This window comes from Jiangella rhizosphaerae (assembly GCF_003579925.1).
GTDB lineage: Bacteria > Actinomycetota > Actinomycetes > Jiangellales > Jiangellaceae > Jiangella > Jiangella rhizosphaerae.
Window position 1 is genome coordinate 16,717 of record NZ_QUAL01000094.1, and the last position, 20,905, is coordinate 37,621.

Below are 20,905 nucleotides of genomic sequence, written 5' to 3' on the forward strand. Positions count from 1 at the left end.
TGGTGGCCGGCGGAAATGGGAGGCCGGCTCAGCGGACCGGCCTCCCACCACCGTCAGACCTCTTCGACGCTGCTCGGCTCGCGCCGGGACAGGTCGATTCCGAGTTCTTCTGCCGCACGGAAGACGTCCTCGTCGGTCTCCCGCATCTCGATCTGCGACCCGTCGCTGGAGAGCACTTCGACGTTGAGGCACAACGCCTGCATCTCCTTGAAGAGCACCTTGAACGACTCGGGGATACCCGACTCGGGGATGTTCTCGCCCTTGACGATGGCCTCGTAGACCTTGACCCGGCCCGGGACGTCGTCGGACTTGATGGTGAGCAGCTCCTGCAGCGCGTAGGCGGCGCCGTAGGCCTGGAGCGCCCAGACCTCCATCTCACCGAAGCGCTGACCGCCGAACTGCGCCTTACCACCCAGCGGCTGCTGCGTGACCATCGAGTACGGACCGGTCGACCGGGCGTGGATCTTGTCGTCGACGTGGTGGTTGAGCTTGAGGATGTACATGTAGCCCACCGCCACCGGCTTCGGGAACGGCTCGCCGGACCGGCCGTCGAACAGCTGCGCCTTGCCGTCGCCGCCCACCAGGCGGACGCCGTCGCGGGTCTTGAGCGTCGACCCGAGCAGGCCGGCGATCTCGTCCTCGCGCGCACCGTCGAAGACCGGGGTGGCGACCTTGGTGTCGGCGGGAGCCTCGGCGGCGCCGATGGCCCGCAGGCGGGTCTTCCACTCCTCGTCGTCGCCCTCGACCTGCCAGCCGGTCTTGGCCACCCACCCGAGGTGGGTCTCCATGACCTGGCCGAGGTTCATGCGGCTCGGGACGCCCAGCGGGTTCAGCACCATGTCGACCGGGGTGCCGTCCTCGAGGAACGGCATGTCCTCGACCGGCAGGATCTTGGCGATGACGCCCTTGTTGCCGTGCCGGCCGGCGAGCTTGTCGCCGTCCTGGATCTTGCGCATCTGGGCGATGTACACGCGGACCAGCTGGTTGACGCCCGGCGGGAGCTCGTCGCCCTCGTCGCGGTCGAACACCCGGACGCCGATGACCTTGCCGGACTCGCCGTGCGGCACCTTCAGCGAGGTGTCGCGAACCTCGCGCGCCTTCTCACCGAAGATCGCGCGGAGCAGCCGCTCCTCGGGGGTCAGCTCGGTCTCGCCCTTCGGGGTGACCTTGCCGACCAGGATGTCGCCGTTGGTGACCTCGGCGCCGATGCGGATGATGCCCCGCTCGTCGAGGTCGGCGAGGACCTCGTCGGACACGTTCGGGATGTCGCGGGTGATCTCCTCGGGGCCCAGCTTGGTGTCGCGGGCGTCGACCTCGTGCTCCTCGATCTTGATCGAGGTGAGGACGTCGTCCTGGATGAGCCGCTGCGAGATGACGATGGCGTCCTCGTAGTTGTGGCCCTCCCACGACATGAACGCGACCAGCAGGTTCTTGCCCAGCGCCATCTCACCGAGCTCGGTGGACGGGCCGTCGGCGATGACCTGGCCGGCCTCGATGCGCTGTCCTTCGTCGACGATCGGCTTCTGGTTGATGCACGACCCGGCGTTGGAACGGCGGAACTTGGCCAGCTGGTAGGTCTGGTAGGTGCCGTCGTCGGCCATGACGGTGATGTAGTCGGCCGACAGCTCGGTGACCACTCCGCTCTTCTCCGCCAGGATGACGTCGCCGGCGTCCTCGGCCGCGTGCGACTCCATGCCGGTGCCGACCAGCGGCGACTCGGACCGGAGCAGCGGCACGGCCTGCCGCTGCATGTTCGAGCCCATGAGCGCGCGGTTGGCGTCGTCGTGCTCGAGGAACGGGATCATCGCGGTGGCCACGGAGACCATCTGCCGCGGCGACACGTCCATGTAGTCGACCTGGTCGCCCGGGACGGTCTCGATCTCGCCGCCGCGCTTGCGGACCAGCACCTTGTCCTCGGCGAACCGGTTGTCATCGGTCAGCGGCGCGTTGGCCTGGGCGATGACCCTGCGGTCCTCTTCGTCGGCGCTGAGGTACTCGATGTCGTCGGTGACCTGGCCGTCGACGACCTTGCGGTACGGCGTCTCGATGAAGCCGAACGGGTTGATGCGCGCGTAGGTGGCCAGCGAGCCGATGAGGCCGATGTTCGGGCCCTCAGGGGTCTCGATGGGGCACATGCGGCCGTAGTGCGACGGGTGGACGTCGCGGACCTCCATGCCGGCCCGCTCGCGGGACAGACCGCCCGGGCCCAGCGCGTTGAGCCGGCGCTTGTGCGTCAGCCCGGCCAGCGGGTTGGTCTGGTCCATGAACTGCGACAGCTGGGAGGTCCCGAAGAACTCCTTGATCGCGGCCACGACCGGCCGGATGTTGATCAGCGTCTGCGGCGTGATGGCCTCGACGTCCTGCGTGGTCATGCGCTCGCGGACGACGCGCTCCATGCGGGACAGACCGGTGCGGACCTGGTTCTGGATGAGCTCGCCGACGGTGCGGATGCGGCGGTTGCCGAAGTGGTCGATGTCGTCGACCTCGACCGGCACCGTGACGTCGCCGGTCGTCATCTCCGTCTCACCGGCGTGCAGCCGCACGAGGTAGCGCAGCGTGCCGATGATGTCGTCGATGGTCAGCGTGCTCTGGTCGAGCGCGAGGTCGAGACCGAGCTTCTTACCCAGCTTGTACCGGCCGACCCGGGCGAGGTCGTAGCGCTTCGGGTTGAAGTAGGCGTTCTCGAGCAGCTGCTGCGCGGCCTCGCGCGTCGGCGGCTCGCCCGGACGCATCTTCCGGTAGATGTCGAGCAGCGCCTCGTCCTGGGTGGTGGTGTGGTCCTTCTCCAGGGTGGCGCGCATGGACTCGTAGTCGCCGAACTCCTCGAGGATCTGCTCGTTGGTCCAGCCCATGGCCTTGAGCAGCACGGTGACGTTCTGCTTGCGCTTGCGGTCGAGCCGGACGCCGACCATGTCGCGCTTGTCGATCTCGAACTCCAGCCAGGCACCCCGGGACGGGATGACCTTGGCGGTGTAGATGTCCTTGTCCGAGGTCTTGTCGAGCGAGCGCTCGAAGTACAGGCCCGGCGACCGCACCAGCTGCGACACGACGACGCGCTCGGTGCCGTTGACGATGAAGGTGCCCTTCGGGGTCATGAGCGGGAAGTCGCCCATGAACACCGTCTGGGACTTGATCTCGCCGGTCTCGTTGTTGATGAACTCGGCGGTGACGAACAGCGGCGCGGAGTACGTGAAGTCGCGCATCTTGCACTCGTCGATGCTGTTCTTGGGGTCCTCGAAGCGAGGGTTCGAGAACGACAGCGACATGGTCGCCGAGAAGTCCTCGATGGGGCTGATCTCGTCGAGGATCTCCTGCAGGCCCGACGTGGTGTTGACGTCGGTGCGCCCCTCGGCCTCGGCGGCGGCGACACGCGCCTGCCAGCGCTCGTTGCCGAGCAGCCAGTCGAAGCTGTCTATCTGAAGGGCGAGAAGGTTCGGAACGTCAAGGGGTTCGCGAATCTTGGCGAAAGAGATGCGACGCGAGACATTGGGGCCAGCAGTGGTGGTGGGCGTGACGGCCAACAGGGGTCCTTCCGAGGGCACACGGTCGGAATGCACGCGCAGTCCTCAACCCAAGCGGGCAGCATCGGCGAAGGGCAGCGCAAAGCTGCAGTCTAACCCAATGGGCACACTGCTGTCGAGTGGTCAGCCACTCCGCGCTTCCTTCTGTCTCGCATCCCCCACCCCGCTGCCAGATCAGCATCTCGTCAGGAGGTCGCCCTCGTCAAGCACCGACGCCCCCCATATTGCCGATTTGGCACCGTAATTGCGGCATTCACCGTGCTCAGGCGCTCATCGATGACTCATCCGAACGTACGATCCACTGGCGCGCCGGGGGTCTCGGGCGGGTGGGGGCGGCGGTTCCGGCGCGCCGGTGGCGCCTTGCGCGGCGGCCGAGATTTCGCTGTGGGCGAACAGGTTGGCGCCTCGTCCCACGTCCCGGACGGCGTCCGCGGCCCGGCCGGCTGCGGGTCGGGCAAACCACCGGACCATCGGTCCCCCGTCATCGATGTGCGGTGCCCGGTCCGCCATCACGAGGATTCCCCGAGCGTCGGCACGAACGCAGGCGTAGTGCGACACGTGATCTCGTGGTGAACGTGATCGATCGCGGCGTGCTGTCACCGACCCGTCACCGATCCGGGCCGCGGCCCCACCCATGCGAACGGGCCCGGCACCCCCGCGAAGGGGTACCGGGCCCGGACGAGCCAGTGGGTCAGTGACTCACTTGACGGAGACAGTGGCGCCGGCGGCCTCGAGGGCCTCCTTGGCCTTGTCGGCGGTCTCCTTGTTGACCTTCTCGAGCAGCGGCTTCGGCGCGGCCTCGACGAGGTCCTTGGCCTCCTTGAGGCCGAGCGACGTCAGGCCGCGGACCTCCTTGATGACCTGGATCTTCTTGTCGCCGGCCGACTCGAGGATGACGTCGAACTCGTCCTTCTCCTCCTCGGCCGGGGCGGCGCCACCGGGGGCAGCGGCACCCGGAGCGGCGGCGACGGCGACCGGGGCGGCCGCGGTGACCTCGAAGGTCTCCTCGAACTTCTTCACGAACTCGGAGAGCTCGATGAGGGTCATCTCCTTGAACGCGTCGAGGAGCTCCTCGGTGTTGAGCTTCGCCATGGTGGCGGGTTTCCTTTCTGTGGTCGGCTGAATGCCGGGTTGTCGTACGGGCTCGGGGCCGTTGGACGACCCCCGGGCGTTCAGCCCTCGTTCTGCTCCGTCGTCTCGGCCGCGTCGGCGGCCTCGGCGGCGGGTGCCTCGTCGGCGGCCGCCTCAGCAGCGGGCGCCTCCTCGGCCGGCGCCTCGACGGCGGCCGGCGTGCCGGCGCCTCCGGCGAGGATGCTCGGGTCCTCTTCGGCCTTCTGCCGCAGCGCCTCGACGACGCGAGCGGTCTGGGCCAGCGGAGCGTTGAACAGCGACACCGCGTTCTGCAGCGACGCCTTCATCGCACCGGCCAGCTTGGCCAGCAGGACCTCGCGCGACTCGAGGTCGGCGAGCTTGGTGATCTCCTCGCCGGTGAGCGGCGCGCCGTCGAGCAGGCCACCCTTCACCACGAGGACGGGGTTCGCCTTGGCGAAGTCACGCAGGCCCTTCGCGGCCTCGACCGGGTCGCCCTTGACGAAGGCGATGGCCGACGGGCCGGACAGGTAGTCGTCGAGCCCCGAGATCCCGGCTTCCTTCGCCGCGATCTTGGTCAGCGTGTTCTTCACCACGGCGTAGGACGCGTTCCCACCGAGCGACCGACGCAGATCCGTCAGCTGCTTGACGGTGAGGCCGCGGTACTCGGTCAGCACGACCGCGTTGCTGGCACGGAACTCGTCCGCGAGCTCGGCGACCGCGGCTGCCTTGTCAGGCCTCGCCATGGGGCTCCTTCTCCAGATGGTGGTGCCGGTGGAGACCCGCAGACATGAAGAACGCCCCGGCGCAGGCGCGGGGCGACAGGAACCGGCGGCAGCGGCCGACGGCAGAACCTTCGTCTCTCACCTGCGCGGGCCGCCCACATCGCTGCGGGGCCTTCGTCACGATCGGCGGGCGATCGTGAGACCGGCGGTCTTTGGCAGCGTCAATGGTACGGGCACCGGGCCGCCGGCGCCAAATCAGCCGAACGGGCCGGTCTTCTGGTCCTGGAACGAGTGCACCATGTCGCGCAGCTCCTCGGTGCGCTCGGCCGGCCAGTCGGCGGGCGGCGCGACCGCGAGCCAGGCGTCGACGAGCTCGCCGCCGTAGTTGTGCCCGTGACCGGCGGGGACCGTCGCCGACAGCGCCATGTCCGCGGTGACCTGCCAGAACGTCACGAACGGGTACCAGTCGAGGTTGGGCAGGACGTCGGGGCCGTGCTCTTCGTCGATCCACTCGGGCCGCTCGAACATGAGGTCCCACGACCACAGCGTCACGGGGTCGGAGGCGTGCTGGAGGAACAGCACCGGCGGTCCGTCCTCGAACTCCAGGTCCATCGGCTCCTGCCAGCCGCCCCAGAACTTCACCTCACGTCCGCCGTCGACCACCGGCAGGCGGGCCGGCGAGCCGGGGTCACGCCGCTCGGTCAGCTCGGTGCGCAGCGAGTGCCGGCTGGGCGAGCCGACCCACAGCGCGCCGTCGACCTTCGAGCGCAGGTCGTCCAGCGAGTCGAAGGCGGACGCGCTGCCCATCGCGCCGAGGCTCTCGCCGTAGACGATGAGCTTGGGGCGCTGCGACGGCGGACGCTCCAGCCAGGCCTCGTGGACGGCTTCGAACAGCGCCTGGCCGGCGAGGCGCACCTGCTCCTGGTCGGCGACGAAGGAGATCCAGCTGGGCAGGTAGGAGTACTGCATGGCGACGATCGCGGAGTCGCCGTTGTACAGGTACTCCAGCGCGTCGGCGGCGGCGCCGTCGACCCAGCCGGTGCCGGTCGTCGTCACCACGACGAGGACCTGACGGTCGAACCCGCCGGCCCGCTCCAGCTCGCGCACGGCCAGCGACGCCAGCCCGGCCGGCGTCTCGGCGGAGTCCATGCCGACGTAGGCGCGGACGGGGTCGCGCGCGGGCCGCCCGCTGAACGCCGTCAGCTCGTCGACGGTCGGGCCCGACGACACGAACTCGCGGCCCTTGCGCCCCAGCGAGTCCCACGTCACCAGCGAGCCGGGGCCGCCGGAGTGGGTGACGGAGCGGGGCGCGTTGTTGCCGGCCTCGGTCTCCATGTTGACCGCGGCGAACGCGTCGTTGGCCACGCCCAGCAGCCACGGGTACAGCAGGCCGGTCCACGACCAGAACGTCAGCCCGCCGACGCACAGCACGGACGCGACCAGCGCCACGGCCGGCGGCACCCAGCGGGCGAAGAACCGGCGCAGCCGCCGCGACGCACCGCGCAGCAGCCGGGCCAGTGCGAGGAACACGACGAAGACGGCGCCGGCGACGAGCAGGATCAGCAGGTAGTGGTTGGGTCCCGGGCTGTCGACGTCCATCAGGGCGCGCAGCTCGGTCTGCCAGGCGGCGTTGTCGGCCAGGTACCACGCGGCCGCCACCGACGCCGTCCCGGCCAGGCCCCACCAGGCGATCAGCCGGGTCCGTCGCGACGGCGTGAGCAGGTCGGGCCGCACCCGGCGCACGATCAGCCGCACCATCCACGCGATCAGCACGCCGAGGGCGTAGCCGATGGTCGCCGTCAGGCCGCTCACCAGCGCCTGATAGATCCACGTGCGGGGCAGCAGGGTCGGCGTCAGCGACCAGCAGAAGAAGCAGGCGGCGCCGATCAGGCCGCCGTAGTCGGGGCGCAGCCAGAGGAGGAACCGGCCGAGCACCGGGATCTCGCGCACCGACGGCAGGCCGCGGCGGGCGGACGCGCCGCGGTCCAGCAGCTGCGTCACCGGCACCACGTCCTGACGGCGGCGTGAAGGGCATGAGAACGCGACCGCCGCGAGCCATCGGACTGGTTCGCGGCGGTCGGCGGGCGGTGAGCCGTCAGCAACGCCTCACCGGTTCGAACTCATGCGTCGGCGGTCTCCGTCACCCGCACCTTGGTGGGGTCGAGCGGGATGCTCGGGCCCATGGTGGTGGTGAGCGTCGCCTTGCGGATGTAGCGGCCCTTCGAGGCCGACGGCTTGAGGCGGTTGACCTCGTCGAGGGCGGCCGCGTAGTTCTCGGCCAGCGCCTGCTCGGTGAACGACGTCTTGCCGATGATGAAGTGGAGGTTCGCGTGCCGGTCGACCCGGAACTCGATCTTGCCGCCCTTGATGTCGGAGACGGCCTTCTCGACGTCCATGGTGACGGTGCCGGTCTTCGGGTTCGGCATCAGGCCGCGCGGGCCGAGCACCCGGCCCAGCCGGCCGACCTTGCCCATGAGGTCGGGCGTCGCGACGACCGCGTCGAAGTCGAGCCGGCCGCCCTGGACCTCCTCGACCAGCTCGTCGCCGCCGACGATGTCGGCGCCCGCCGCCTTGGCCTCCTCAGCCTTCGGACCGACGGCGAAGACCAGGACCCGGGCGGTCTTGCCGGTGCCGTGCGGGAGGTTGACGGTGCCACGGACCATCTGGTCGGCCTTGCGGGGGTCGACACCCAGCCGCAGCGCGACCTCGACGGTCGAGTCGTACTTGGTGGTGGACGTCTCGCGGGCGAGCCGGACGGCCTCGAGCGGGTTGTACAGGCGGTCGCGGTCGATCTTCTCGGCCGCGGCGCGGTAGGACTTGCTGCGCTTCATGTCATCTCCTCGTGGATCTGGGAGTCGTGGTGCGGGCCCAGCGCTGGGACCCTCCCACTGGCCGGCCGGTCAGCCCGGCCGGGGTTCACTCGGCGACCGTGACGCCCATCTGCCGGGCGGTGCCCGCGATGATCTTCTCGGCGGCCTCGATGTCGTTGGCGTTGAGGTCGGGCATCTTCTGCTCGGCGATGGCCCGCAGCTGCTCGCGGCTGATCGACGCGACCTTGGTGCGGTGCGGCTCGCCGGAGCCCTTCTCCACACCCGCGGCCTTGAGGATCAGCTTGGCGGCCGGCGGCGTCTTCGTGACGAAGGTGAAGGTACGGTCCTCGTAGACCGTGATCTCCACCGGGATCACGTTGCCGCGCTGCGACTCGGTGGCCGCGTTGTAGGCCTTGCAGAACTCCATGATGTTGACGCCGTGCTGGCCCAGCGCGGGGCCGACCGGCGGTGCGGGGGTCGCCTGGCCGGCCTGGATCTGGAGCTTGATCAGGCCTGCGACCTTCTTCTTCGCTGGCATTCCTCGGGTCCTTGTCGTGATGGTGATGCTGTCCCATGCGCACCGGACGGCGCGCGCGGGGACCGTCAGAGCTTCTGGATCTGGTTGAACGAGAGCTCGACGGGGGTCTCGCGGCCGAAGATCTCGACCAGTCCCTTGATCTTCTGGGAGTCGGCGTTGATCTCGTTGATGGTCGCGTGCAGGGTGGCGAACGGTCCGTCGACGACCATGACGGAGTCGCCGACCTGGAAGTCTACGACCTCGACCTGCTTCTTCTCTTCCGCCGGCTTGGCCTGCTCGGCCACCTGCGGCGCGAGCCACCGCTCGACCTCGTCGAGGCCCAGCGGGATGGGCTGGTGCGCGTGCCCGACGAACCCGGTGACGGCCGGGGTGTTGCGGACCGCGGACCACGACTCGTCGGTCATGTCCATGCGCACCAGCACGTAGCCGGGGAAGCGGTTGCGCTTCACCAGGCGGCGCTGGCCGTTCTTGATCTCGGCGACCTCTTCGGTGGGCACCTCGATCTCGAAGATGTAGTCCTCCATGTTGAGGCTGCCGATGCGGTTCTCGAGGTTGGCCCGGACCCGGTTCTCCATGCCGGAGTAGGTCTGGACGACGAACCACTCGCCCGGCTTCGAGCGCAGCACCCGGCGGAACTCCGCCAGCGGGTCGGACTCCTCGGACTCGACGCTGCCGGCGGCCTCGTCCTCGGCGGTCTCCGCCTCGGTGGCAGCCTCAGCCGGACCGGTCTCGTCCGCGGGGGACTCGTCGGTCTCGACGTCCTCGATGGTCGACTCGTGCTCGGACACGGTGTGCGCTTCTTCCTCCTGGGTGCGGCTGACCACGGATCGATCAGCCGAAGATCTCGAACATCGCCCAGCCCAGACCCAGATCGAGCAGCGAGACGATGGTGATCATGATCGCCACGAAGACGAGCACGACCGCCGTGTACGTCAGCAGCTGCTTGCGGGTCGGGTAGACGACCTTCCGCAGCTCGGCCACGACCTGGCGGATCCAGAGCGACAGTCGGGCGAACGGCCCGCGGCGCCGGGGCGAACGCGGACGCTCGGGTGTAGCGGTCTTGCCGCTGGTCTCCGTCACGTGCTACCTCGCTGACTCTGGAACGTCGCCCGGGGCCGGACTCCGTCGTCGATCAGGCCGCTGGGTGTGGCGACCTCGCAGGGCAGGAGGGACTTGAACCCCCAACCGCCGGTTTTGGAGACCGGTGCTCTACCAATTGAGCTACTGCCCTTCGAATGGACGCGGCGAATCCAGCCAAAGATGTGCGGGTACGCTTCGGCTGGGGGTCCGACGACCACCCAAGAGTGAGAGTGTACGGGGTGAGGGGCGTCCTGGTCGAACTCGCTGCGGAGAGCACTCATCACCACCACGGACGTCCCAACGGAGATCGTCCTCGATGCGTTCCCGGAGGGCGCCGATCGCTGGCGCGGCCGGTCGCCGGTCTCTACTGTCGGAAGAGAGGCCCGCGACCGGACGGAGAACGGCATGAGCGGTACGGCGGACCCGCCCACGAGCGCCGGCACCGGCAGCGCCGCCGCGCTGCGGCCACCCCGCGACGTCGTCCGCGCCGTCTGGCTCATGTATGCCGGCGCCGGGCTGACGGCGCTGCTCGGCGTGCTGCGGCTGATCGACCCGGACGCCTACGAGGACGCCCTCGACACCTCGTCCGGCACCAGCGCGCGCGGCTCGTACGTCGTGTACCTGTTCGTCGTCGCGCTGATCTGGCTGCTGGTGGCCCGCTACTGCGCGCGCGGCAGCCGCCGGGCCCGGCGAGGCGCCACGTTCTTCGCCGTGCTGTACGTGGCCGCCGTCGTGGCGACGCTCGCCGCCGCGCCACGGCTCGACGCGTACAACGTCGTGAGCGTGCTCATCGCGGTGGTGGCGGCCGCGGTGATCTGGCTGCTGTACCGGCCCGATTCACGGCGCTGGTTCACGCGCCACACCGCCCCGAACAGCTAAGGTGCCTTGCCAATAGGCACCCCGACGAGACGATGGAGATCCGACCATGAGTGGCACCACCCCTCCGCCGGGAACCGGACCGGGCGAGGACGACAACCCCTACGCGCAGTCGGGCCAGGGCCGGCCGCCGGAGCAGCCGTGGGCGTCCACCCCGCCGCCCAGCGGGCCGCCGGCCTGGAGCGGGCCGGTCGACGGGGGTGCCTCCGCCTGGGGCGACCCCACCCCGCCCTCCGAGCCGCCGCAGACGCTGCGCCGCGCCGCCGTCCTCATGTACGTCGGTGCCGGCCTGTCCGTGCTCGGCGTGCTGCTGACGTTCCTGGCCCGTGACGCCATCCGCGACGCCATCGCCGACAGCGACAGCGGCCTCAGCGCCGACGACGTCGACGCCGCCGCCAACCTCACCGTCGGGGTGGGCGTCGTGGTCGGCCTCCTCGGCGCCGCGCTCTGGCTGTGGATGGCGTACGCGAACAAGGCCGGGAAGTCCTGGGCCCGCGTGGTGGCCACCGTGCTCGGTGGTCTGAACATCCTGTTCACGCTGTTCTCGCTCAGCGGTGGCGGCGGCCTCAACCTGATCATCAACGTGCTGACGATCGCGCTGGCCGGCTACATCCTGTACCTGCTGTACCGGCCCGAGTCGAGCGCCTACTACGCCGCGGTGAGCGGCAAGCGGCGCTGACGTCTCCCAATCCGCACAACCCCTTGGCGCGGCGCGGTGAGGTGATGCCAGGATGGACCGCATGACCTCGCCTGCGCCCGCCGGCGCCCACCCCCGCGTCTCTGCCCGCATCGCCGCCATCGCCGAGTCGGCCACGCTCGCGGTGGATGCGAAGGCCAAGGCGCTCAAGGCGGCGGGCCGCCCGGTCATCGGCTTCGGGGCCGGCGAGCCCGACTTCCCGACGCCCGACTACATCGTCGAGGCCGCCGTCGAGGCCTGCCGCGACCCCCGCAACCACCGCTACACCCCGGCCGGCGGCCTGCCGGAGCTGAAGGAGGCCGTCGCCGCGAAGACGGCGCGCGACTCCGGCTACCAGGTCGAGCCCGGCCAGGTGCTCATCACCAACGGCGGCAAGCAGGCCGTCTACCAGACCTTCGCCGCGTTGCTCGACCCGGGCGACGAGGTCCTCATGCCGACGCCCTACTGGACCACCTACCCCGAGTCCATCGCGCTGGCCGGCGGCGTGCCCGTCGAGGTCCTGGCCGACGAGACCACCGGCTACCGCGTCAGCGTCGAGCAGCTCGAGGCCGCGCGCACGCCGCGCACCAAGGTGCTGCTGTTCGTGTCGCCGTCCAACCCCACCGGCGCTGTGTACTCGCCCGAGGCGGTCCGCGAGATCGGCCGGTGGGCGCACGAGCACGGCCTGTGGGTCGTCACCGACGAGATCTACGAGCACCTCGTCTACGGCGACGCCCGGTTCTCGTCCATCGTCGTCGAGGTGCCCGAGCTGGCCGACACCTGCGTCGTCGTCAACGGCGTGGCCAAGACCTACGCCATGACGGGCTGGCGGGTCGGCTGGATGATCGGCCCGAAGGACGTCATCAAGGCCGCGGGCAACCTGCAGTCGCACGCCACGTCCAACGTCGCGAACGTCGCGCAGCGCGCCGCGCTGGCCGCCGTCTCCGGCGACCTGTCCGCCGTCGAGCACATGCGGGCCGCGTTCGACCGCCGGCGGCGCACCATCGTGTCGATGCTCAACGAGATCGACGGCGTCTACTGCCCCGAGCCCGAGGGCGCGTTCTACGCCTACCCCTCGGTGAAGGACGTGCTGGGCCGCACCATCGCCGGGCGCACGCCGAAGACCAGCGCCGAGCTGGCCGAGCTGATCCTCGAGGAGGCCAAGGTCGCGGTGGTGCCGGGCGAGGCGTTCGGGCCGAGCGGCTACCTGCGGCTGTCGTACGCACTGGGCGACGACGACCTCGCCGAGGGCGTCGGCCGGATCCAGCGGCTGCTCGGCTGAGCCGCGCCGCGGTGACCGAACCGGCTCCTCGCGACCTGCGGGCCCTGCCCAAGGCGCACCTGCACCTGCACTTCACCGGGTCGATGCGGCACTCGACGCTGCTCGACCTGGCCGACGAGCACGGCGTGCGGCTGCCCGACTCGCTGCGCGAGGACTGGCCGCCGCTGCTGTCGGCGGCCGACGAGAAGGGCTGGTTCCGGTTCCAGCGCCTGTACGACCTCGCCCGGTCGGTGCTGCGGACGGAGTCCGACGTGCGCCGCCTGGTGACCGAGGCGGCGCAGGACGAGGCGGCCGAGGGCTCGGGCTGGCTGGAGATCCAGGTCGACCCGTCGGGCTACGGGGGGCGGTTCGGCGGCATCACCGCGTTCACCGACCTCGTGCTCGACGCCGCCCGGGCCGCCTCGGTGTCGACGGGGGTGGGCATCGCCGTCGTGATCGCGGCGAACCGGACCCGTCATCCGCTCGACGCCCGCACGCTGGCCCGCCTGGCCGTGCAGTACGCCGGGAGGGGCGTCGTCGGGTTCGGGCTCTCCAACGACGAACGGCGCGGCGTCATCGCGGAGTTCGCGCCGGCGTTCGCCATCGCCGGGCGGGCCGACCTGCTCTCCGTCCCGCACGGCGGAGAGCTGCGCGGCCCGGACAGCGCGCGCGCCTGCCTGGACGACCTCCACGCCGACCGGCTGGGCCACGGCATCCGCTCGGCCGAGGACCCCGCGCTGGTCGGCCGCATCGTCGAGGAGCAGATCACCCTGGAGGTCTGCCCGGCGTCCAACGTCAGCCTCGGCGTCTACGCCACCCCCGAGGACGTCCCGCTGCGCCGGCTGGCCGAGGCCGGCGCCCGCATCGCGCTCGGCGCCGACGACCCGCTGCTGTTCGGGTCGCGGCTGCTGGACCAGTACGAGACCGCCCGGCACGTGCACGGCTTCTCCGACGCCGAGCTGGCGGCGCTGGCCCGCGGCTCCATCGAGGGTTCGGCGGCGCCGTCCGACGTCCGCAAGGAGCTCCTCGAAGGCGTCGACGCCTGGCTCGCGTCCTGACCGTCGCGCTCATGTAGCGAACGGCGTACCCTCGCGCAACGACATACGACATGAAGGTTGCACTCCAACTTCCAAGTTCGCTGGGAACCACCTTGCCAACTTCCAAACGAACGCCGGGAGATTTGGAAGCTGTGCTCCAACTTCCAAGTTCAGTGGGAACCACCGCGCCAGCTTCCAAACCAACGCGCCGAGACTTGGAGTCTGTGCTCCAACTTCCAAGTTCGCTGGGGTCCACAACGCTTCTTTCCAAGACCTACTGGGTCGCCCAGAACATCTACGACGTCCTCGAGGCGCCCGTTTCCTACGAGGACGGCGTCGCACACCGCCGCTCACCGAGTTGATCATCGAAAAGGTCGCGGTTCCCGCGATCCCAGAGGAGACCATCTCCATGATCAACCGCTGTGCGCACGTCGCCGCAGCAGCGCGCCGCGCCTCTCCACACCGTCAACTGGACTCAGGCGGGGGCGCCCACGACGGCGGCGGGCGAGACGAGCTCGTCGAGGATGCCCGGGCCGCCGGAGCGCAGGTACCACTCGTAGCCGTAGGCCTCGTCGAAGCCGGCGTGGCCGAGTGAGTCGGGGCTGACCTGGCTGGCGTGCACCGCGATGGCGGCGCGCTTGACCGCCAGCTCCCCCGCCGTCGCGCCGAGCCGCAGCGCGACGTCGGAGGCAGGGACGCCGAACGGCAGCCCGGTCGCCTCGGCGGCGGCGTGAATGAGGTGCGACCGGGTCACGCGGTCGTGCAGGTGGTCGCGGTCGACCGTCGACTCGTAGGAGACGACGCCGGTGAGCCGCGCGGCCGCGGCGCCGATGCGGTGCGCCGCCAGGTGGTCGGGGTGCCCGTAGATGCCGCGGCCGTCGTCGTGGACGATCGCCTCGGCGGACTCCTCGTCGATCAGGGCGGCGACGCGGCGGGCGACCCGCTCCGGATCGGCGGCGGCGAGCGCGTCGGGATGGACGTTGTCGGCGGCGCCCGGCAGCCCGGAGTCGCGCGCGCCGAGCAGCACCAGGCGCTGCACGCCCAGCAGCGACGCCGCCCGCTCCAGCTCGGCGACCCGCCGCCGCGCCATCGTCTCGCCCGGCGCGAGCGGCACGTGCACCTCGCCGAGCTCGCCGAGCGTGGCGGTGACCAGCACGACCCGTGCGCCGGCGTCGGCCAGCCGGCGCATGGTCACGCCGGTGAAGATCGCCTCGTCGTCGGGGTGCGCGTGGAGGACGAGGACGGTGCGCCCGCGGAGGGGCGAGGGGTGGGAGAACATTCCTGCCTGCTGTGGTGACGGGGCCGGCCGCTGCCGGGCACCGGGATGGTCGGGTCGCGGGTGGGGTTCAGCGACAGCGACAACAGCAGGGCATGCCGAGGACCGCCGCGACGGCGGTACGGGTCGGCATGGCGATCACGAGCGCAGAGTCTGCCACATCCGCGTGGGCTCGCGCACCCCATTCGGGAAGGTCAGGCGTCGACGAGGTGCGCCTCGGCGGCGACGCGCCGGTCGTACGCGTCGCGCGCGGCGGCGATCTCCTGCTGGTGCTCCTCGGTCCACCGGACGAGCGCCTCGATGGTGTCGTGCAGCGTGGCGCCGAGCGGCGTCAGCTCGTAGTCGACCCGCGGCGGCACGACGGGGTGGACGGTGCGGCGTACCAGGCCGTCGCGCTCCAGCTGCCGCAGCGTGACCGTCAGCATGCGCTGGCTGACGCCGTCGATCCTCCGCCGCAGCTCGGTGAAGCGCAGGCTGCGGCCGTCGAGCAGCGCGATGACGAGCAGCGACCACTTGTCGGCGATGCGGTCGAGGATCTGCCGGACGTCGCAGTCCTCGCGCGGGTCCCACTGCTGACAGTCGTCGGTTCCCTGGAGGTGACCGGGTGACTTCGAGGTGCCTTCTTCCATGGTCAGCCATGGTGCCGGAAGATGCGATCAGTTACAAGAAGGAACCGACCATCGGTTCGATAACCGTGCGAAGGAGCTCATCCGTGCCCACCCCACCGGCACCCTCCGACCGGCTCACCGCCCGCGGCTGGGCCGTGCTGCTCGTGCTGAGCAGCGCGATCTTCCTCGAGGGCATCGACGTCTCGATGATGGGCGTCGCGCTCCCCTCCATCCGCGCGGACCTCGGGATGTCCACGTCGTCCCTGCAGTGGGTGGTGAGCGCCTACGTGCTCGGCTACGGCGGGTTCGTCCTGCTCGGCGGGCGCGCCGCCGACCTGCTGGGCCGGCGCCGGATGTTCGTCCTCTGGCTCACCGTGTTCCTGCTCTTCTCCGGCCTCGGCGGACTGGCCACCGACGGCTGGATGCTGATCGTCGCGCGGTTCGTCACCGGCGTCGCGGCGGCGTTCATGACCCCGGCCGGCCTGTCGATCATCACGACGACGTTCGCCGAGGGACCGCAGCGCAACCGGGCGCTGCTCGTCTACGCGGGCATCGCGGCGGGCGGATTCTCGCTGGGCATGGTCACCGGCGGGCTGCTGACGTCGCTGGACTGGCGTTGGGTGTTCTTCGCGCCGGTGCTCATGGCGGCGGCCATCCTGGTGGCGGCGCTGCGGCTGATCCCGCACGACACCGCCCCGGTGCGGACCCGCGCCGGCTACGACGTCGGCGGCACGCTCACCCTCACCGGCGCGATGCTGCTGCTGGTCTACACCGTCGTCATGCTGCCCGAGGTGGGCGCCGGGTCGACGGCCGCGACGGCGGCGGCCGGCATCGCGCTGCTGGCCGTGTTCGTGACGATCGAGCGCCGGTCGCGCACGCCGCTGCTGCGGCTCGGGCTGCTCCGGTCCGCGCCCCTGGTGCGGGCCAACGTCGGGGCGATGATGCTGGTCGGCGGGTTCGTCGGCTTCCAGTTCATCGCCGTGCTCTATCTGCAGGAGTTCCGCGGCTGGTCGGAGACGCAGACCGGGCTGGCGCTGATGGTCCTGGGTCTGGACGCGATCCTGGCCCCGACGCTGACGCCGGTGCTGGTGCGCCGGTTCGGGAACTCGACGGTGATCGTGGCCGGTCTGACGCTGGCCGCGGCGGCGTACGCGTTGTTCCTGCGGCTGGACGTGGATTGGACGTACGCCGCCATGCTGCCGTCGTTCCTCGTCCTCAGCACGGCGTTCGCGCTGGCCTACGGGCCGCTCACCATCGCCGCCACCGACGGCGTCGCCGAGGAGGAGCAGGGGCTGGCCAGCGGCGTCCTGACGACGTCGTTCCAGTTCGGCTCGGCGCTCGGACTGGCCGTCGTGACGGCGGTCGTCGTCGCCGGCAGCGGCGCGGACGGCGCCGGCCTGGACACGTTCCGGACGGCGCTGCTGGTCCCGCTGGCCGGCGCCGTGATCGGCGTCCTCGTCACCGCATCCGGCCTGCGCCGCCGCCGGCCGCCGGTGGTCGCCGCGGCGCCGCCCGCCGAGGAGGTGCTGGAGCGGGCCTAGGGTGACGGCGTGACCGGCACCGGCCCGGACGCCGTGACGACCGCACGCCTCCTGGTGCGCCCGCCCCGGGAGGCCGGCCGAGCCCGGTTCGTCGAGCTTCCCGTCCGGTGATCGGCGGCGTCCGCTGTCGGACCCGTCCGGTACGGTCGGTCGCGGCCGGGCGAGGGACCGGCGGGCACACGCATCCGACGACGACGAGGACGTGAGCGTGTGAAGACCGAGCACTGGACCACCCTGCGCGACGGCGTCGCCGGCACGCTCCTGCTCCCGGGCGACCCCGGCTTCGACGCGGCCGTGCGGGCGCGGCCGTTCGTCGCGCACGACGGTGTCCCGGCACCGGCCGCCGTGCTCCGGTGCCGCGACGCCGCCGACGTGGCCGCCGCCATCGGTTTCGCCCGCCGTCACGCGATGCCGCTCGCGGTCCGGTCCGGAGGGCATTGCGCGGCCGGTCTGTCCTCGACCGCCGGGCTGGTCATCGACGTGTCCCCGATGGACACGATCGAGCTCGACGCCGGCCACGTCGTCGTCGGCGGCGGGGTCCGGCTGGCCGGGCTGGTCGAGGCGCTCGCGGCCCACGGACGCGCGCTTCCGACCGGAACCTGTCCGACGGTGGGCGTCAGCGGACTCGCGCTCGGCGGCGGCTGGGGCATGCTCAGTCGCCAGTACGGGCTGACCTGCGACCACCTCGTCCGGGCGGAGGTCGTGACGGCGGACAGCGGCGTGGTCGTCGCCGACGAACGGCACGAGCCGGACCTGTTCTGGGCCCTCCGGGGCGGCGGAACCGGTGGGCTCGGCGTCGTCACCTCGATGACCTTCCGGACCGTGCCGGCGCCGCGGATGACCACCTTCCAGTACGCGTGGCCGGTCGCCGCCGCGGCCGGCGTCCTCCGCGCCTGGCTCGACCGCGCCGTCGACGCACCCGCCCGGCTGTGCGCCGAGGCCGGCGTGTACCCGGACGAGGTGCGGCTGCACGGCGCGATGGCCGGCACCGACGCCGAGACCCGCGAGTCGATGGCCCGCCTGTGCGACGGCCTGGCGCCTCCGACGCGGGTCGACGTCACGGAGTCGTCCTACCTCGAATCCGCCCGGCGCCTCGCCGGCGCCACGGTCAGCGCCTCCGACCCGTCCCTCCATCTGTACGCGACCTCGGAGTTCTTCACCGGCCCGCTGCCGGCCGAGACGGTGGACGCGCTGCTCGCGCGGTTCTCGTCCGGGCCGGCAGGGCGCGAGATCGGGTTCATGCCCTGGGGCGGCGGCGACCACCACGTCGCCCCGGACGCGACCGCGTTCCCGCACCGCCTGGCCCGCTACGTCGTCCACCACATCGCGGTCGCGCCCGATGCCAGCGCCGACGCCCGGGCCTGGGTGCGGGATATGCGCGACACCCTCCACCCGTACGGCACGGGCGGCGTCTACGCGAACTTCGCCGAGCCCGGCCTCGCCGACTGGGAGCGCGCCTACTACGGCGACAACGCCGCCCGCCTGCGGGACGTCAAGCGCCGCTACGACCCGGACGGAGTGTTCCGCAGCGCGCAGTCGCTGCGTTAGAGCGCGCAGCCGACGAGCGTGGGCTCCGGCGTCAGCTCGACGCCGAACGCCGCGCGCACGCCGTCGCGCACCTCGCGGGCCAGGCCCAGCAGGTCGGCGGTGCTGGCCTCGCCCCGGTTGGTCAGGGCCAGCGTGTGCTTGGTCGACAGCGAGACGTCGCCGCGGCCACCGGTGTAGCCGCGGCCGAACCCGGCGTGCTCGATCAGCCAGGCCGCGCTGGACTTGACCAGGCCGTCGCCGGCGGGCCACCGGGGCGCGTCGGCCGGCAGGGCGGCGGCCTGCGCCTCGGTGAGGATCGGGTTGGTGAAGAACGAGCCGGCGCTCCAGGTGTCGTGGTCATCGGCGTCGAGCACCATGCCCTTGCCGGTGCGCAGCGCCAGCACGGCGGCACGGACCTCGGTCAGCGGCGCCCGCTCGCCGACGGCGATGCCGAGCCGGCGGGCCAGCTCGGCGTAGGCGACCGGCCGGCCGAGGTTCCCCTCGCGCAGCTGGTAGCTGACGGTGAGGACGACGTAGCGGTCGGAGCCCTTGAACCGGCTGTCGCGGTAGGCGAAGCGGCAGTCGGCGTTGGCGAACGTACGGACGCGACGGTCGTGGCGGTCGTAGGTACGCACCGTCCACACCGTCTGCGCGACCTCCTGGCCGTAGGCGCCGACGTTCTGCATGGGCGTGGCTCCGACCAGGCCCGGGATGCCGGAGAGCGCCTCGAGGCCGGGCCACTCGTTCTCGACGGTGTACGCGACGAGGTCGTCCCACGGCTCGCCGGCAGCCGCCGTCAGCAGCACCCCGCCGCAGGCCGCGAGCGCGTCGCTGTCGCAGGAGGCGCTCGCGTCGACGTCGATGCCGCGGGTGGCGACCCGCACCACCGTCCCGTCGAACCCGGAGTCGCCGACGACCAGGTTGGACCCGCCGCCGACCACCAGCACCGGCTCGCCGCGGTCGTCGCAGTCGCGGACCAGGCCGATCAGCTCGTCCTCGGTGGTGGCCTCGACGACGCGCTTGGCCGGGCCACCGAGCCGCAGCGTGGTGAGACCGGCGAGGGGGAGATCGAAGGTCTCGCGCACCGCGCCCACCCCCGCGCTCATGGCTGCGACGGCCGGTCGGCCGGGAGCCGGCACAGCGCCCGGGCCTGCGTCAGCACCTTCTGCTCGTCGACCTTGACGGTGAGCTCGAGCGCCACCAGGCCGTCGTCGCGGACCTCGGTGACGGCGGCGGCGACGCGGACGGCCACACCGATGTCGTCGTCGGGGACGACCACCGGGCGGGCGAAGCGGACGCCGTACTCGACGACGGCCGCAGGGTCGCCCAGCCAGTCGGTGAGCAGCCGGCCGGCCAGCGCCATGGTGAGCATTCCGTGCGCGATGACGCCGGGCAGCCCGACGGACGTGGCGACCCGCTCGTTCCAGTGGATCGGGTTGAAGTCGCCGGACGCCCCGGCGTACCGGACCAGGTTCTCGCGGGTGATCCAGTACGTGTGGTCGGCGACGACGTCGCCGACCACCAGCTGCTCGGTCACCCGCTCAGTCACTGGCGTCTCTTCCGTCGGAGTCCTCGGGTCGCACCAGCAGGGTGGCCTCGGAGAGGCAGATGTCCGAGCCGTCCTCGGCCCGGACCTCGGTGCGGATCTTCAGCAGGTCGTTGCCGGCGACGGCGCGGACGCCGTCGAGCCGGGTGGTCGCCTCGACACGGGTGCCCACCGGCAGCGGCTGCGAATAGGTGAACCGCTGGTCGACGTGCACGACCCGGGCGAACTCGATGCCCAGGTCCTTCATCAGCAGGTCGAAGCCGTTCATCACCGGGATCATCACGAAGGTGGGCGGCGCGACGACATCGGCGTGGCCGTAACCGCGAGCGGCGGCGGTGTCGATGTACGCGGCGTTGGCGTCGCCGATAGCCTCCGCGAACTCGCGGATCTTCTCCCGGCTCACTTCATAGAGCTGGGGAGGGTAGACCCGTCCGACGACCGAAGGATCAATGGGCATGCGCTGACGTTACCGTCACCAGGGCCGAGCACCGACGGGAGGACCCTGGCCACGAGGCTGTACGCGGAGGCGTCAGCGGGTCTCGCGGTGGACGGTGTGCGTGCGGCAGCGCGGGCAGAACTTCTTCAAGTCGAGCCGGTCGGGGTCGTTCCGCCGGTTCTTCTTGGTGATGTAGTTGCGCTCCTTGCACTCCGTGCAGGCCATGGTGATCTTGGGGCGGATGTCAGCGCTCTTGGCGGCCACGGGTGCCTCTTTCGAAGACGTCAGGATCGTCGGAACCGTGCAAGGGTACCCGACCTGGTCACCTACCACCCAATCGAGCGCAGTGCGAGCGAGG

20 protein-coding genes and 1 tRNA gene are annotated in these 20,905 nt (G+C 71.2%); 6 read left to right on the forward strand and 15 right to left on the reverse strand.

The annotated features are described in order from the left end of the window. Positions 1 to 53 precede the first annotated feature (53 nt). The 9 genes from rpoB to DY240_RS10340 form a co-directional block, all read right to left on the reverse strand. A complete protein-coding gene (gene rpoB / locus DY240_RS10300) occupies positions 54 to 3,524 on the reverse strand; it encodes a DNA-directed RNA polymerase subunit beta (RefSeq protein ID WP_119659858.1) in 3,471 nt (1,156 codons plus the stop codon). 696 nt (positions 3,525 to 4,220) lie between these two features. After that, complete coding sequence (gene rplL / locus DY240_RS10305; protein ID WP_119659827.1) at positions 4,221 to 4,613, reverse strand: 50S ribosomal protein L7/L12; 393 nt, start codon at positions 4,611 to 4,613, stop codon at positions 4,221 to 4,223. Between the two features lie 80 nt (positions 4,614 to 4,693). Next, complete coding sequence (rplJ, locus tag DY240_RS10310; RefSeq protein ID WP_119659828.1) at positions 4,694 to 5,356, reverse strand: 50S ribosomal protein L10; 663 nt, start codon at positions 5,354 to 5,356, stop codon at positions 4,694 to 4,696. 234 nt (positions 5,357 to 5,590) lie between these two features. Beyond that, on the reverse strand, positions 5,591 to 7,336 hold the full coding sequence (locus DY240_RS10315) for an alpha/beta hydrolase (RefSeq protein WP_158602808.1): 1,746 nt from the start codon (positions 7,334 to 7,336) through the stop codon (positions 5,591 to 5,593). A 119-nt stretch (positions 7,337 to 7,455) separates the two neighbouring features. Continuing rightward, entirely contained in the window at positions 7,456 to 8,166 is a 711-nt protein-coding gene (rplA, locus tag DY240_RS10320; RefSeq protein ID WP_119659830.1) for a 50S ribosomal protein L1, read from the reverse strand. A gap of 85 nt (positions 8,167 to 8,251) precedes the next feature. Beyond that, the gene (gene rplK, locus DY240_RS10325; protein WP_119659831.1) at positions 8,252 to 8,683 is read right to left on the reverse strand and encodes a 50S ribosomal protein L11; all 432 of its coding nucleotides are present in this window, start codon (positions 8,681 to 8,683) and stop codon (positions 8,252 to 8,254) included. Between the two features lie 65 nt (positions 8,684 to 8,748). Further along, entirely contained in the window at positions 8,749 to 9,507 is a 759-nt protein-coding gene (gene nusG / locus DY240_RS10330) for a transcription termination/antitermination protein NusG (protein ID WP_233552685.1), read from the reverse strand. A 7-nt stretch (positions 9,508 to 9,514) separates the two neighbouring features. Then, positions 9,515 to 9,763 (reverse strand): preprotein translocase subunit SecE, encoded by a 249-nt coding sequence (secE, locus tag DY240_RS10335; RefSeq protein ID WP_119659833.1) that lies wholly within the window; start codon positions 9,761 to 9,763, stop codon positions 9,515 to 9,517. Positions 9,764 to 9,841: 78 nt separating this feature from the next. Further along, positions 9,842 to 9,914: transfer RNA gene (locus tag DY240_RS10340), tRNA-Trp, on the reverse strand. 254 nt (positions 9,915 to 10,168) lie between these two features. Between DY240_RS10340 and DY240_RS10345 the strand changes: the two genes are divergently transcribed. Genes DY240_RS10345 through DY240_RS10360 form a run of 4 tightly spaced genes read left to right on the forward strand, consistent with a single transcriptional unit; the run spans position 10,169 to position 13,634 of the window. Then, entirely contained in the window at positions 10,169 to 10,642 is a 474-nt protein-coding gene (locus tag DY240_RS10345; protein WP_119659834.1) for a hypothetical protein, read from the forward strand. Positions 10,643 to 10,688: 46 nt separating this feature from the next. Beyond that, positions 10,689 to 11,318: a hypothetical protein gene (locus DY240_RS10350; protein WP_119659835.1), complete on the forward strand. Its 630-nt coding sequence runs from the start codon at positions 10,689 to 10,691 to the stop codon at positions 11,316 to 11,318. Between the two features lie 52 nt (positions 11,319 to 11,370). Further along, a complete protein-coding gene (locus DY240_RS10355) occupies positions 11,371 to 12,597 on the forward strand; it encodes a pyridoxal phosphate-dependent aminotransferase (protein WP_407659298.1) in 1,227 nt (408 codons plus the stop codon). A gap of 11 nt (positions 12,598 to 12,608) precedes the next feature. Beyond that, positions 12,609 to 13,634: an adenosine deaminase gene (locus tag DY240_RS10360; RefSeq protein WP_119659836.1), complete on the forward strand. Its 1,026-nt coding sequence runs from the start codon at positions 12,609 to 12,611 to the stop codon at positions 13,632 to 13,634. A gap of 454 nt (positions 13,635 to 14,088) precedes the next feature. Here DY240_RS10360 and DY240_RS10365 read toward each other — a convergent pair whose 3' ends face one another. Both DY240_RS10365 and DY240_RS10370 read right to left on the reverse strand, forming a co-directional pair. Continuing rightward, positions 14,089 to 14,892: a PIG-L family deacetylase gene (locus DY240_RS10365; protein WP_119659837.1), complete on the reverse strand. Its 804-nt coding sequence runs from the start codon at positions 14,890 to 14,892 to the stop codon at positions 14,089 to 14,091. 191 nt (positions 14,893 to 15,083) lie between these two features. Then, the gene (locus DY240_RS10370) at positions 15,084 to 15,518 is read right to left on the reverse strand and encodes a winged helix-turn-helix transcriptional regulator (protein WP_119659838.1); all 435 of its coding nucleotides are present in this window, start codon (positions 15,516 to 15,518) and stop codon (positions 15,084 to 15,086) included. An 8-nt stretch (positions 15,519 to 15,526) separates the two neighbouring features. Here DY240_RS10370 and DY240_RS10375 point away from each other — a divergent pair, with 8 nt between their 5' ends. Further along, entirely contained in the window at positions 15,527 to 17,038 is a 1,512-nt protein-coding gene (locus DY240_RS10375; protein WP_119659839.1) for an MFS transporter, read from the forward strand. A gap of 210 nt (positions 17,039 to 17,248) precedes the next feature. Then, on the forward strand, positions 17,249 to 18,586 hold the full coding sequence (locus DY240_RS10380) for an FAD-binding oxidoreductase (RefSeq protein WP_119659840.1): 1,338 nt from the start codon (positions 17,249 to 17,251) through the stop codon (positions 18,584 to 18,586). On the opposite strand, the gene DY240_RS10385 is transcribed toward DY240_RS10380, so the two are convergent. The 4 genes from DY240_RS10385 to rpmG all read right to left on the reverse strand — a co-directional run bounded on the left by DY240_RS10385 (position 18,583) and on the right by rpmG (position 20,811). Beyond that, a complete protein-coding gene (locus DY240_RS10385) occupies positions 18,583 to 19,671 on the reverse strand; it encodes a UDP-N-acetylmuramate dehydrogenase (RefSeq protein ID WP_119659860.1) in 1,089 nt (362 codons plus the stop codon). The genes DY240_RS10380 and DY240_RS10385 overlap by 4 nt on opposite strands. Then, a complete protein-coding gene (locus tag DY240_RS10390) occupies positions 19,668 to 20,114 on the reverse strand; it encodes a MaoC family dehydratase (protein WP_119659841.1) in 447 nt (148 codons plus the stop codon). Before DY240_RS10390 ends, DY240_RS10385 begins: the two co-directional genes overlap by 4 nt. After that, complete coding sequence (locus tag DY240_RS10395; RefSeq protein WP_119659842.1) at positions 20,107 to 20,568, reverse strand: FAS1-like dehydratase domain-containing protein; 462 nt, start codon at positions 20,566 to 20,568, stop codon at positions 20,107 to 20,109. Before DY240_RS10395 ends, DY240_RS10390 begins: the two co-directional genes overlap by 8 nt. A 72-nt stretch (positions 20,569 to 20,640) precedes the next feature. Further along, complete coding sequence (gene rpmG, locus DY240_RS33270; RefSeq protein WP_026877526.1) at positions 20,641 to 20,811, reverse strand: 50S ribosomal protein L33; 171 nt, start codon at positions 20,809 to 20,811, stop codon at positions 20,641 to 20,643. Positions 20,812 to 20,905: the final 94 nt, after the last annotated feature.